Raw genomic sequence first — 14,088 nt, forward strand, 5'->3', positions numbered from 1 at the left:
CTGTTGCTGTTGCTGTTGCTGTTGCTGTTGCTGTTGCTGTTGCTGTTGCTGTTGCTGTTGCTGTTGCTGTTGCTGTTGCTGTTTTAGCTTTTCTTCTACAACCGATAGGTTTTTCTTCGCGGCTTCAAAGTTAGGCTTTTCCTCTAGCAGTTTTTTATACAAATCAGCCGCATCTTCTAATTGACCATTTTGAGCGAGCGAGTTGGCGAGGTTATAGCGGCCGTTAAGGGAGGCATCATGAGAAAATGCTTCGATAGCGGCTTCGTAGTCACCTTTTTGATAACTGGCGGCTCCTTTCCAGCTTGGGTTTGTAAATAGGTTTTGCGCCTGTTCATACTCACCTTGCTTGTAGAGTTCCGCTCCTTGTTGGTCGGCATTTAAGAACGGATTAGCTTCTGCATGCGGTGTCCACGTTACTGGGACTACAGTCGCAACTACCATCCAAATCAGGCCGCGTCGAAACAGTAAAGCCGCAGGAAGAAGTAACAACGGCAGTAACCAAAAGCCACTGTTGAGACGAGAATCAGTTTTAACTTCTTCGCTTTGGGTCGCAGAAAGCTGGCTACCAATGTTATTGGTAAAGGCCGCGATGTTTTCAACGTCACGGTTGGTGTGTTGAATAGGAACAAATAGGCCACCAGTCTTATTCGCTAGCGTCTGTAGGTTTTTCAGGTTTGTTTTCGCTACGACGGTTGTGCCTTGTGCCGTTTTTAGCAGAGAGCCATCGGGCAGCGCGATAGGCGCACCGTTAGGAGTCCCGACGGCAAGAACAGAAATGCGAAACTTTGTACCTTGGACTAAATCTAACGCGCGAGACAGCTCTGACGTATCAAGATCATCCGCTAACACGATGATATCGCCTTGTTGCGTGCCGGCTTGAGAAAACTGGTTGATCGCCAGTTCAATCGCGGCAGGCAGGTTTGCTCCTTGAAAAGGCATCAGCTCTGGTGACAAATTTTCGATAATCCCCGCAAGCGTGCTGGAATCAGTTGTCAGTGGACTTAAGTTATAGGCATCGCCAGCGTAAGCAATAAGTCCAGTGGCTCCCTCTTTCCATTTAGGCAGCAAATCGAGCGCCTTATAACGTGTTTGTGCTAGCCGATTGGGTTTGATGTCTGTAGCAAACATAGAGCGAGACATATCAAGCACCAAGATACGGTTTTGGTTTAACTCAAAGCTTGGTCGAGCATTGGACTGCCAGCTTGGCCCCGCTAATGAAATGCAAGTTATTGCCCAAGCTAAACCCCATAGAGTGAAGTAATGCTTAGACTGCGTGTTTTGTCCGAGCATCCGCGATAGGTGAGGGGCAATCAGTGTGGACTTTTGGGCTCTAAATTTGTGATTAAGCAAGAGTGCAATAGGGATCACGATGAGCCCCAAAAGCCAATAAGGATTGAGGAAAATAAACTCAGCCATGTTTTCTCCTTAATAGGAATAACAATACCGATAATACAAATGCAGCGCTTAATGGATATGGAAACCATTCAGACTGTGGGCGCCAAGTTTGTGTGTCGCTAGATACGGGTTCTAGCTGGTTGATGGTGTCATAAATCTTTTCGAGCTCTTCCGTATCTCGCGCTCGAAAATATTGTCCACCTGTCACCTCTGCCACTTTAGTCAGTGTTTGTTCATCTAAGTCGGCTGCGGTGTTGACTTTGCGAGTCATGAAAAACTCTTTCACCATCATTTCACCAGCGCCCACGCCCACGGTGTAAATAGTGGCGTTGTATTTTTTCGCAATTTCCGCTGCTTCTAGCGGCTCGAGCACCCCTGCAGTATTGCTGCCGTCACTGAGCAAAATCATGACTCGTTGGGGAGCATCACTGTCTACAAAGGTTTTTGTGCCTAACCCAATACCATCACCAATGGCGGTTCGTTGACCAACCAAGCCGATGACGGTTTGATTAATCTGTTGCATGACGCTTTTGCGGTCTGCAGTGAGTGGTGTTTGCAAATAAGCATGGTCGCCAAACAAAACAACTCCGAGACGGTCACCTTTTCTCTTTGCTACGAAATCAGACAGAACTTGTTTGACTGCTGTGAGGCGATCGATATATTCGCCGTTGAGTTCCATGTCTTCCTGCTGCATCGAACCGGACAGATCGACGACTAACATCAAGTCCCGATATTTGGGTTGGAATTCAACGGGATCACCAAACCAAACTGGACGTGCACAAGCGACGACAAGAAAGCCCCAGATCGCGATTGAAAGCGCTTTTTGCAGCGCTTGCTTAGGCTTGCTGCGATTCTCATTGGTTGGTAAGTACGCCAATTTGATCTCGGCTTGTTGAGATTCTTGTGGCAGGAACTTGTATACCAGCCAGGGGATGGGCAACAAAAACAGTGCCCACCACCAGACAAATTCAATGTTTAGCCATTGGGCAAGATCGGTTATGAGTGTTTGCTCAGTCACGGTTATTTGCCTTTTTCTTTGGTGGCAAAGCGTAGGTTATCCAAAAGACACAATCGTCTACCAAGCTTTGATGATGCCCTTGGGAGGAATTCTGATACAACGCTTCTTGCCACTGATGTTGTTTGTCTACGAATCGACTCTCTTTGGTATGGCTATCGAGAAATTCATACCAAGCGATTCCGGTTAATGGTGCGATCTCTTCACGCGGAAAGTAACTCAATGCTGCCTGGCGCAATATTTCCAGAGCAGAAGAGGGGGTATGAGGCGCGGTAGGTTGAGTTAAAAGTGTTAATGCTGTCTTTTTTGCGCGTAAGTGTTTTTTACGCCATCTCACATAAAGACAAATGCCGAAAACGAAGAGCAAGGTGGCTGCAAGCACCACCCACCATCCCCAAGCGAGCGGAAACCAATCCGGTGCGTTTGGCAAAATCAAAGGTTCAAGGTCTAGGCTTTGGTTGTTTGTTGTCATTATTATTACTGCTTAATAAATACTGCTTGTCAGTTTGTTAGCTTAATTGTGAAATTAAGGGCCAGCCACTTGATAGCGTGTTAAATGGAATTGCTATCGAATGGCACTGCTGCTTAATGGTTTCTTGATGTTGGGTAAAGTGGCTTTCGAGTTCTCTTCGTTGTCCTTTAGAGCCAAAGTTAAACCATTGACTATGCAGCCCATCCGAAGCTTTCACTTGACCTCTAAAGTCTGTTTCGCCTCTTTCTAACGGATCATAAAACTGAACGGCCCTTACGCTATTGTGTTGTTTGAGTCGACGTAGTTGTGCCAGTTCCGTTGGTGTTACGTGGGCAAAGTCACTGAGCATAATCAATTCGCTGCCTTTTGGGGTGAGCGTATGAAGTGTCTCCAATACTTGTGTATAAGGCAGTGTACGAGTGTCGTTGCTTGCAGTACGAGTTACTTGCGCATTATGTATGTCGACTATGGCGTTAAGAATCCGCAGCCCTTGTCTTTGTAAAGAAGAGGGGCGAAATTCAAGACATTGATGTCCGTCATCAATCACTGCGCCGATGCGATCTTTTTTAGCTAGAGTTAGCCAAATTAGAACACTGGCAAAGTGGGCCAATTGAACGGATTTGAGTACATACTTAGATCCAAAATGTAGACTAGAACTTAGATCAAGATAAAGAATGACCGCTTGCTCTTTATCTTCTGCAAACAATTTTGTATGTGCTTTACCGGTCCTAGCGGTGACTCGCCAATCAATGCTGCGAATATCGTCGCCAGGTTGATATTGGCGCACCTCCATAAAATCCATACCTCGCCCTTTTTGGCGACTGGTATGGTTACCACTCATCTGCGACCAGAGACTCTGTGCTGGTGGTAACCAACGTACAGATTGAGTGCGATATTGGAGCAGCTCTTCAAGGGTTAATGTCACCCCATTCGCATGAGGTGGTAATGAATGTGTAGCGGACATATCACTCACCTGTTTATGCACTGCCAACAAGGTTTAGCAGTTTATCGATGACCTGGTTTGCCGTAATGCCTTCCGCTTGAGCGTGGTAACTCAACAATAAACGGTGGCGCAGTACCGGATAAGCCATGGTTTGAACATCTTCCGGAGAGACAAAATCACGACCAGCAAGCCAAGCGTGCGCACGTGCACAGCGATCAAGAGCGATGGTGGCACGCGGACTCACACCCATTGACAACCACTTGTCCAACTCAGTGTCATATTCGTTGGCTTGACGTGTCGCCATAACTAAACGGACGATGTACTGCTCTATCGTTTCCGCCATATGAATATCCAACACTTCTTTACGTGCGGTGAATATATCTTGTTGGCTTAACATTGGGCGTTCAACCTTTGCTTCGCCTTTTGCTTCTCCGCGGTTAATACGCAAGATAGATAGCTCATGCTCCGCATCTGGGTATTCCACTTCTAAATGCAATAAAAAGCGGTCTAGCTGCGCTTCAGGAAGGGGGTAGGTCCCTTCTTGCTCTATCGGGTTTTGAGTTGCCATAACCAAAAACAACTCTGGCAGCGGGTAGGTATGACGACCTGCTGTGACTTGTTTCTCTGCCATTGCTTCAAGCATTGCCGCTTGTACTTTGGCTGGCGCACGGTTTATCTCATCCGCAAGAATAAGCGAGTTGAAGATAGGACCTGATTGGAAAGTGAATTCTCCGGTTTCGGGACGGAAGATATCGGTGCCGGTTAAATCGGCTGGCAGCAAATCAGGGGTGAACTGAATGCGGTGGAAGTCGCCTTCAACACAGTCTGAGAGTGATTTTACTGCACGGGTTTTTGCTAACCCAGGAGGGCCTTCAACTAAAATATGCCCATCCGCAAGAAGCGCAACAAGCAGTTGCTTTACCAGATCTTGCTGTCCGATGATCTGCGACTCTAAGTATTGCTGAAGAGTTTCGAAGTTAGATTTATGCATGCTTTGGACTCTCGGTATCCATGTGATTTTCGTGTTGAGTATTGGTCATTTTCCATGTGAAAAAAGTTCCAACGCTCTATTGCAATTTATCTTTTCAATATTGGGACGCTACAGAGAATTGCAAGTACGTGCTATCTCTGAAAGTGCTTATTTGACAGTGTGTTACATTTATTTTTCATAATATAATGAGAAATGCCTCTAGTTTTGTACATATGAGCCGATAAAGATTCCGTGGTGTGCGTGTCATGAGATATGCACCTGATTCCCCTTGTGGGGCCAATAACAAGTGATTCTTTTAAAAGGTCCGAATATGTTGAAACTTCATTCCTTGAGCATCAAACAGAAGGTTGTACTTGGCATTACGTTTGCTGTTCTAGCATCAACAATCATTGTTGGTGTTATGGCTCAGCGTCATGCGAGAGATGTATTGAGCCATCGTCTTATTGACATCGAGCTACCTGCGATGTTGCAGCAAATCAATACCGAAATTGACCGCGAAGTTGTCGAAATGCAACAAGCGGCAAAACAGCTGGCTACAAACGAATTTATTGTTGAAGCCCTATCTAATACAGACCGTGATCCGTCAGTAGAAGTTCAGTTGGTTCAGCAGCTCAATAACGTTAAATCACAGTATGGTCTTAATGATGCGTCGGTAGCGAATCGTCAAACGGCATATTACTGGAATCAAAACGGATTCTTACGTCAACTTAACCGAACGCAAGATGCTTGGTTCTTTGGATTTACGTCGTCTGGTCAAGAAACGTCCGTGAGTGTGTTCCAAGAGGCAAATGGCGAAGTGAAAATGTTTGCCAATTTCCAAGATCTTAATGGTACATCAATGTCAGGTCTCTCTAAATCTATGGGAGACATGGTTGCTTTGCTCAATGGGTTTAAAATTGAAGATACGGGTTACGTGTTCCTCACTAATGAACAAGGCCAGATTCAAATACACCGCCAACAAGGTAAGAACCAAACTTCTATCACTAAACTATTTGGTAGTGACGCAAGTGCGCTGTTGAACAAAAATAGCTTCAACCTAATTAATGTGGAGTTTGAAGGGCAGGATACTTTTGTTTCTAGTTTGTATGTTCCTTCAATGAACTGGTTTGTTATTGGCGTGGTTCCCGTTGATGAAGTATTCGCAGACCTGAATGCGACAGCTAAAAAAATGCTGTTTACGACCATCATTGTTGCCGTTGTATTCATCCTCATGGGCGTATGGTTAGCAAACAGCATTACGAAACCAATCCGACTGATTGCCGATCGTTTTACCGACCTTGGGCAAGGTGAAGGCGATTTGGCGCAGCGTATTGAAATTAAGGGTAATGATGAAATTGCTCAGCTTTCAAAAGGCTTTAATGGATTTATTGAGAAGATTCATGCCACGATGAAAGAGGTTGCTCTAACCAGTGGCTCATTAAGTCAAGCGGCAGAAAGTGTGTCAACGAAAGCAACATCCACACACGACAACAGCCAAGAGCAGCGTGATCAAACCATTCAAGTAGTTGCAGCTATCAACCAAATGGGTGCGACCATCAGTGAAATTGCATCGAACGCTGCTACCGCTGCTGATACGGCAAATCAGGCTTCAGATAACACTCAAACTGGTCGAGAAGTTGTGATGAAAGCAAAAGAGGTGATCAGCCGCCTAGCCGATGATGTTGAAACAACCAACATTGTTGTTACGCAGTTGGCATCGACAACCAAAGATATTGGCTCGATTCTGGGTGTAATTCGTGACATCTCTGAGCAAACGAATTTACTTGCGCTAAACGCTGCAATTGAGGCTGCTCGTGCTGGTGAGCAGGGACGTGGTTTTGCGGTTGTTGCTGATGAGGTAAGAAACCTAGCTTCACGCACGGCTGATTCTACAGAAGAGATTCAGCGCATGATCAATCAGCTTCAAAGTGACGCACAAGACGCGGTAAGTGCTATGGAAGCGGGCAAAGCGGTCACCATAGAAGGGGTTACTTCTACCGATGAAGCAGTCGAGGTATTAATCAGTATTTCTGAACGAATCACCGACATCTCTGATCGTAATACACAGGTTGCAACGGCGACGGAAGAGCAATCCACGGTGGTGCATACCATTAATCAAAATATCGAAGAAATCAACGCGATAAATGAAATGACAACCGCGACAGCAGAAGAGTTGGCGGATGCAAGTCGCGATCTTCAAGCGTTCTCTTCTCGTTTGGACAAGATGGTTGGTAGCTTCAAGTTATAGAGTTGGATAGAATAGGCGAAGTTTAAAAGTTCAATCATTAATTTTAGGTAAGTACTATGAATGACTTCGAAAAAGAACTAGAGCAAATTTCTCAAGAAACCGCTCAGGAGCCAGAAGTAAAACTGCCGTCGCTAGAAGAGCAAAAAGCGATCGTCGCTGAGCTGAAAAAGCTGGAAGCGGAAGGTAAGCTGACGCCAGAAGTGTTAGAACAACACTTTGGTAAGTTTAACCAAAAAAACGCAGTTCCAATCCACTAAGTTAGGTGGTGTTTTGCCTCTAACGTGCGTGATTAAATCACCTGCTCAAACACAAAAAGGGAGTTTATACTCCCTTTTTTAATGTCTGAAAAATGCTAATACCTCTCACATACTTGCCACTTAAAAATTATTGACACTTCAATGAGTTATTAATTAGTACTAGTGATTTTCATACTTGACAATACTACCGCTCTATCTAAATCTATTGCGTATTTCAATAAAAACGACCAAGGGAATGCGATCAGGATGGAGCAGCAAAAAAAAAGAAACGTTATTTTAATCACGGAGGGAAGTCTACAGTCATCTCTGTTGAAAGATGTATTGGAGACCAAACTCGGTATTAGTGTTGCTCTAATCACGCCAGATAATCTGATTCACGGAGTGTTACATGAATCTCTTGCATCAGCCATTATTGTTGATTGCAGCGTGATCACGGATGAAATTTTTCGCCGTTATGCGGAGTTTAAAGCGGCCAAGCAGAAAGACACGCTTGAAATCTTAATTAATTGTGAGCAATCCATATCGACAGAAGACCTCTTTGCTTGGCGTACTTTGGCCGGTATTTTCTATACCTCTGATGATATAAAAACGTTGCAAGTTGGTATTGGTAAGGTGCTTCAAGGAGATATGTGGTTCAGCCGTAAGTTTTCTCAGCAGTACATTACTTACCTTCGTCGACATTGCAAACCTATAAATAAGAATGTTTCCGCTATTCTGACCAAACGAGAGCAACAAATAATTACCTTTCTTTCCATGGGGGCGTCCAATCAACAAATCGCCGAACAATTATTTGTCAGCGAGAATACGGTAAAAACGCATTTACATAATATTTTCAAGAAGATTGATGTGAAAAATAGAGTTCAAGCACTTATTTGGGCAAAGGAAAATATTTCAGACAACTCGTTAACGGTGTAATGCTATTGCAATATTAGGTTGCCTAATTTAGTAAACTCTTAATAATTTCTGTGACCTGAATGTGTTAAAAGTGTTTCTTTTATGAGAAACACTTTTTTTGGTTCTCTTTTTAATAACTTTAGAATTTAAAAAAGTAGCAAATAACTTTACTCTGTGAACTAGCACTTACATATCAAACTAAGTGCTGACGATTAACTACTAATTTAAGAATGTTAAGTCACTGAAAGTATGAGAAACATTATGGAACAGTATATGGAAAAGCCTGAAATCCTAATGCTCACTCAACAAAGTTTACAGAGTGAAAACTTTAAGGAAATGCTTTCTAAAAATACAGAAACTAAAATAACGATCATTGATACTAAAAACCCTAGTTATCATGAACTCATTCCGGAACGCTACTTTTTGCTTGTTGATTTTTCAGTTGAGATTCCTTCCGAAACTTTAGTTTATTTAAAAGATAGTAATAAAGTGCTAGGAACTATAATGCTTAATCTAGGTTATGACTTAGACACAGAAGAACTCGCTTCTTGGCCTCATGTAAAAGGTATATTTGGTCCAGGAGATTCAATGGACAAGGTTTGTCAGGGATTAAAAGCAATAATAAAAGGGGATAATTGGCTGTCTCGAAGATTACTTGATCAGCTAGTAAATTATTATCGAGGCAGAGAAGTAAATAGCATTATCGAACCTGCTATTGAGGTTGAGCTTACTCGGCGTGAAGTTCAGGTTTTAAAAATGTTGAAAGAAGGTGGTTCAAATATGGAAATCGCTGATTCTTTATTTATCAGCGAGCATACTATTAAATCACATCTATACAATATTTTTAGAAAGTTAGAAGTAAAGAACCGTACGCAAGCTACAAGTTGGGCTAAGAGAAACCTGTAGTACTAGTATTAACTTGCTGTAATAAAAAGAAAATACTCTATAAAGTACTAAATTTTATATTTATTATTAAAATGTCAGTCTGAAATATCATCCCATATTCAAACTTATTCCTATTCAGTTGACTATTAGACTTCTCATGTCGTGACGAATCTAGTCAGACGTGGAACAGAAGGTCTATTCAATTAATAAGCTAAGAGGGAATAAAAATGAGCGCAAGTGACAATGACACGTATTTAGGCGATGCAGGTGTAAATAACCAATTTGCTGATTTCGATGGCGGCGATGATTTGTTTATCGGTTTTGGTGGTAATGACTCGTTTGTTGGCGGTGGCGGTAATGATTATGTGATCGGCGGCGACGGCGACGATCGCCTAACTGGTGGTGCTGGAGATGACATCCTTAGGGCTGGTACAGGAAACGACTACCTCGGCGGTGGTACCGGTAATGACTTGCTGTTGGGTTTGTTGGGTGACAATAAATTAAATGGTGGTGTCGGTGAAGATATTCTTGTTGCTGGTTCTGGTGACAACGTTTTAGTTGGCGGCAGCAATGGCGATAAGTTTGTGTTCACGGATAAGTTTGGTGGCCATGGCGAAGCCAAAGTTGTTGATTTCACCATTGGTGAAGACTCTTTGCACATCATTAGCGACTCTGTCACTGACTTTGGTGATTTAAGCTTTAGCTACGATGCAGTTGGGAATGCAGTGTTTACCGATGGGGCTGATCTAACAGTGAAACTTATTGGCGTGACTGAAACTGACATCAACACCTATGGTGCAGATCTGTTCGTAATCTAAACGACTGAAAATAACTCTGGATGGGAATTAGTTTGCGTGGCTCTGCCATGCTGAGGTGCACTAATCGGACACTCTAGAGCGATTTGAGGTTACCTTAAGCTAGGCGCTAGTATTTCTGGCGCCTACAATTTTCACGTTAAACGGAAGTAGTCGTGCAAAAAACGGTTTTCAAAGAAGTGAAACAAAAACTATGCACGCTTGCGGGCTTGCTGATCGTTTTTAGCCTTTTTATCAACTTATTGGTTCTCTCGATTCCGTTGTACATGCTTCAAGTGTACAACCGAGTGATATCTTCCTACTCAACCGATACTTTATTCTTGCTCACTGTCATCGTAATTGTTGCGCTGTTAACCATGTCCATCATCGACATTGCACGAGCACAAATGAGTAAATCTTTTGGTTATTGGATGGACACAAAACTCTCCGCTTTCATGCTCAAGCGCACGATTCAATATCAATCACATACTGGGAAGAGTTATACCTCGCAAACTCTGAGAGACATTCAGAACATCAAAAGCTTTTTGAGCAGTCAAGCACCTTACCCACTGTTGGATGCGCCCTGGACACCGCTGTTTATTTTATTTGTGTATTTATTGCACCCGATATTAGGTCACATCGCGTTACTTGGATCTATCGTATTGTTTAGCCTAGGTCTACTTAATGAGCTAATGACGCGTAAAACAATGCAAGAGAGCGAAGTCAGAGCGATTTCTCATATCAACAACGCAGAATTAGCCACGCAAAACTCCAATTCAATTCTCGCAATGGGGATGATGAATGCATTTTTAGAGAAGTGGCAGTCGCGCGTGAGTGAAGTGAATGTGCTTGAAGAGCGAGTTGCAGGTAAGTCCATCTACATGGCTAACTTTTCTAAGTTTGTGCGTGGATCACTACAGATATTTTTACTGGGAGGTGGTGCATGGTTAGTAATCCAACATGAGATAACGGCAGGGGCGATGATCGCGAGCTCCATATTAATGAGTCGGGCATTATCGCCGATGGAGCAGGCGATAGGCACGTGGCGAAGTGCGATGTCTGCTAAAGGCGCCTATAAAAGGTTGAAAGAAATCGATGCGATCGTGCGCCAAGATGAATCAGATATGCCACTGCCTAAACCAAAAGGACACTATGAGCTTACCGGACTAGCCTATCGCCATCCTGGAGCAACCGAACCAGTGCTCTCATCGATCAGCTTATCGATTCCTCCGGGTGTTGCTGTTGGGGTGATTGGCCCTTCTGGTACGGGTAAATCGACGTTTGCTCGGCTGTTATTAGGTACGGTTAAGCCATTAGCGGGTAAAGTGACTCTTGATGGAATGGAAGTCTCCGTATGGGCATCTGAAGATCGCGGCGTGCATTTTGGGTATCTCGCTCAAGAGGTGGAGTTATTTCCTGGCACAATTCGAGAGAACATCGCGCGCTTTAAAGAAGAAGACCCGGTTAAAGTTATCAAGGCGGCGCAACTAGCAGGATGTCATGAATTAATACTCAAGAAAAACAAAGGCTATGATTGCATTATTGGTGAAAATGGCCGCGGTTTATCTGGGGGGGAAAGGCAGAGAATCGCTCTTGCAAGAGCCGTTTATGGCGACCCATCTATTGTGATTTTCGATGAAGCGAATGCCAACCTCGACGGTGAGGGAGAGGCTGCGTATCAACGTTTGATTGCCCATTTAAAAGCACAGAGTACAACGATTATCGTCATTGCTCACAATCCGAGCACGTTACGACAAATGGATAGGCTCTTGTATTTGGCTGACGGCCGAGTCAAGTTATACGGCGCTAAAGATGAAGTATTAAAACGTTTGATGGGCGAAGAAAGAACAGATATCCCAAGGGTAAGAAATGAGCAATCAACTGCCAACCGTTAATCAGAGTTCTACCGAGATCGTATATCGTTTTAGCCCCAAAGCGAGACTAAACTTTCGAAAACCAATTTTACTCGGTGTGGTGACCTTAAGTGTTTTTCTTGGAGGCCTTGGCTACTGGGCTGCAACAGCCAAATTAGAAAGTGCAGCGATTGCTTATGGTGATTTGTCAGTTCTCACTAAGCGACAAGAAATTCAGCATTTAGAAGGCGGTATTATTGAAAAGCTATATGTACAGGAAGGGGATTTAGTCGAAAAAGGTCAGTTATTAATTCAACTTTCTAAGCGTCAAGCTATGGCTAAGTTGGACTCGTTAAGTGGTCGTTTTATCCATACTCTAGCAAAGGAAAACCGTTTAAGTGCGGAGCTTGATGAGCTTCCAACGATTGTATGGTCTGATGATCTTGAAAGCATTCCCCGTGTCGATATCGTACAAGAAGCACAACTGGTTCAAAACAAGATCTTTGAAGCGAGAAAGCGATTCTTTGATAGTAAACTGAGTATCATTGAGCAGAGTATTTCTGGAGCAAATTTAGAGCTTGAAAACCTTCAGCAAACCAAAGTGATTGAGACGGAACGGCTCAACTTTATTGCTGAAGAAATAGACAGCAACCAAGCCTTGGTGCAAAAAGGTTTCTCGGGAAAATCTACTTTACTTCAACTCAAGCGCTTAGCAGCGGAGGTGAGAAGTACCTTAAGCCAGTTAGATAGGCAGTCGCTCACCGTTAGAAAAAGGTTAGATGAGAACCTAGCGCAAATTGAAGAGTTGAAGCTTGAAAGGCTGAATGAGATTGTCGAGGAACTACGAAATACCAAAACGGAAATTGTCGCAATTCGGGAAGAATATCGCTCCGCTCAAGATATTGTCGCAAGAACAACGATCAACGCACCTATTTCTGGTCGCGTAGTCAACATGCAAGTGTTTACCGAAAAAGGTGTGATTGGCTCGGGTGAAACGTTACTAGAACTGGTCCCGCAAGACGATAAGTTGTTAGTCGAGGCTCGTGTTAATCCTCAGGATATTGATTTAGTGAATCCAGGCCAGCAAGCGCATGTTCGTCTGACCGCTCTGAATGCACGGACGTTGGCACCTTTAGACGGTACTGTGCTGACGATTTCTGCCGATAAGCTCTCGCAAGAAAACCAAGAAGATTTTTATCTCGCTAGAATTGCAATTTCACCGGAAGATGTGACAAAACATCGTTTAACCTCAGGCATGAATGCCGAAGTGCTTATTTTATCTGAGCCACGAACGCCATTGAGCTACCTAATAAAGCCAATTACAGAAAGCATGAATCGTGCCTTCAGAGAGGAGTAATTTCAAAAAGACTTGAGTGAGCACGGACAACAGACAAAATAATTTGTTATCGTTAGCTGTTACTGGGCCGTATTTTTATTCGAGGGAGCCGTGGAATGGAGAAAGTGCAGTTAGTTGTCGATTTTCTTCTCACTCATAAATTGATTTTTACCGCACTGATCTTTGCGATTATGTGGTTAATTCGTCGTGCAATTTTATCGATGATTCGTGGTGATCACGCTTTTCTCTCAGAAGATCAGCGTAGTTGGATGTCCAGAACTAAAAATGGCACCTTTGCTGTTACATTACTGATTTTATTTATTTTATGGCAATCAGAAATTAACGAGTTTGCTCTGAGTGTAACGGCGATTGCCGTTGCCATTGTAGTGGCATCCAAAGAAATCATTTTGTGTTTTACGGGGTCGATTCAAAGAGCAAGTTCGCGTTCTTTTCGCGTTGGAGACTGGATTGAGGTCGGAAAGTTGTGTGGTGAAGTGATTGAGCACAATATGATGGCGACGGTGATTCAAGAGATCGACCTGCATCACGGGCAATATCATTACACCGGCAAAACAGCGACATTGCCTAATAGTATGTTCTTTACCTATCCAGTAAAGAACCTCAACTTCATGAAGCGGTACGTTTACCACAACTTTTCTGTAGTGGTGAAAGACTTCGTCAATTTGTATCCACTGTTACCGATTTTAACTGATAAAATTGAAGAACATTGCAGTTACTTTGCTGATGTTGCACATCGTTACAATGCGATGATTGAAAAACATGCCGGTGTTGACCTTCCTGGTTCTGAGCCACATATGCATATTTCTAGCAACATTAATGGTGAACAAATTCTGCACGTGATGATTTTCTGCCCAACCGATAAAGCGAACCACTTAGAGCACTTAATTCGTAAGGACTTTATGGAACTTTATGAGCAACGTTTTCCTGTAGTGCGAGAAGAATAGAGCATCGTACTTCGCCTTTAATTTCAAACCCCGCTATCAAAATAGCGGGGTTTGTTTTTCT

Annotated in this window: 13 protein-coding genes; 8 read left to right on the forward strand and 5 right to left on the reverse strand. The window is 43.4% G+C overall.

Annotated features, from left to right (window positions below):
* The 5 genes from R8O70_RS01360 to R8O70_RS01380 all read right to left on the reverse strand — a co-directional run.
* On the reverse strand, positions 1-1,416 hold a 1,416-nt coding region (locus tag R8O70_RS01360), incomplete at its 3' end, for a VWA domain-containing protein (RefSeq protein WP_318082642.1).
* On the reverse strand, positions 1,409-2,413 hold the full coding sequence (locus R8O70_RS01365; protein ID WP_005383916.1) for a vWA domain-containing protein: 1,005 nt from the start codon (positions 2,411-2,413) through the stop codon (positions 1,409-1,411). The genes R8O70_RS01365 and R8O70_RS01360, both read right to left, overlap by 8 nt.
* Positions 2,406-2,882 (reverse strand): DUF4381 domain-containing protein, encoded by a 477-nt coding sequence (locus R8O70_RS01370; protein WP_005375161.1) that lies wholly within the window; start codon positions 2,880-2,882, stop codon positions 2,406-2,408. Before R8O70_RS01370 ends, R8O70_RS01365 begins: the two co-directional genes overlap by 8 nt.
* A gap of 37 nt (positions 2,883-2,919) precedes the next feature.
* On the reverse strand, positions 2,920-3,846 hold the full coding sequence (locus R8O70_RS01375) for a DUF58 domain-containing protein (RefSeq protein ID WP_025768548.1): 927 nt from the start codon (positions 3,844-3,846) through the stop codon (positions 2,920-2,922).
* A gap of 13 nt (positions 3,847-3,859) precedes the next feature.
* A complete protein-coding gene (locus R8O70_RS01380; protein ID WP_025768547.1) occupies positions 3,860-4,816 on the reverse strand; it encodes an AAA family ATPase in 957 nt (318 codons plus the stop codon).
* Positions 4,817-5,126: 310 nt separating this feature from the next.
* On the opposite strand from R8O70_RS01380, the gene R8O70_RS01385 reads away from it, so the two are divergent.
* The 8 genes from R8O70_RS01385 to R8O70_RS01420 all read left to right on the forward strand — a co-directional run bounded on the left by R8O70_RS01385 (position 5,127) and on the right by R8O70_RS01420 (position 14,027).
* Complete coding sequence (locus tag R8O70_RS01385) at positions 5,127-7,043, forward strand: methyl-accepting chemotaxis protein (protein ID WP_318184004.1); 1,917 nt, start codon at positions 5,127-5,129, stop codon at positions 7,041-7,043.
* A gap of 56 nt (positions 7,044-7,099) precedes the next feature.
* Positions 7,100-7,300, forward strand: a complete 201-nt coding sequence (locus tag R8O70_RS01390) for a restriction endonuclease subunit S (RefSeq protein WP_005375165.1) — start codon at positions 7,100-7,102, stop codon at positions 7,298-7,300.
* A 246-nt stretch (positions 7,301-7,546) separates the two neighbouring features.
* Positions 7,547-8,215: a LuxR C-terminal-related transcriptional regulator gene (locus tag R8O70_RS01395; RefSeq protein ID WP_021707603.1), complete on the forward strand. Its 669-nt coding sequence runs from the start codon at positions 7,547-7,549 to the stop codon at positions 8,213-8,215.
* A gap of 228 nt (positions 8,216-8,443) precedes the next feature.
* Positions 8,444-9,100, forward strand: a complete 657-nt coding sequence (locus R8O70_RS01400; protein WP_031777174.1) for a LuxR C-terminal-related transcriptional regulator — start codon at positions 8,444-8,446, stop codon at positions 9,098-9,100.
* Positions 9,101-9,306: 206 nt separating this feature from the next.
* Positions 9,307-9,897, forward strand: a complete 591-nt coding sequence (locus R8O70_RS01405) for a calcium-binding protein (RefSeq protein ID WP_005375168.1) — start codon at positions 9,307-9,309, stop codon at positions 9,895-9,897.
* A gap of 152 nt (positions 9,898-10,049) precedes the next feature.
* Positions 10,050-11,768 carry a type I secretion system permease/ATPase gene (locus R8O70_RS01410; RefSeq protein WP_005375169.1) on the forward strand — a complete coding sequence of 573 codons (1,719 nt, stop codon included), beginning with the start codon at positions 10,050-10,052 and terminating at the stop codon, positions 11,766-11,768.
* Positions 11,743-13,083, forward strand: coding sequence for an HlyD family type I secretion periplasmic adaptor subunit (locus tag R8O70_RS01415; protein ID WP_005375170.1), 1,341 nt, complete (start codon positions 11,743-11,745; stop codon positions 13,081-13,083). The genes R8O70_RS01410 and R8O70_RS01415 overlap by 26 nt, the downstream gene beginning before the upstream one ends.
* A gap of 95 nt (positions 13,084-13,178) precedes the next feature.
* The gene (locus tag R8O70_RS01420) at positions 13,179-14,027 is read left to right on the forward strand and encodes a mechanosensitive ion channel family protein (protein ID WP_005375171.1); all 849 of its coding nucleotides are present in this window, start codon (positions 13,179-13,181) and stop codon (positions 14,025-14,027) included.
* The last annotated feature ends 61 nt before the right edge of the window (positions 14,028-14,088 follow it).

Source organism: Vibrio sp. 779(2023) (genome assembly GCF_033344285.1).
Taxonomy (GTDB): domain Bacteria; phylum Pseudomonadota; class Gammaproteobacteria; order Enterobacterales; family Vibrionaceae; genus Vibrio; species Vibrio alginolyticus.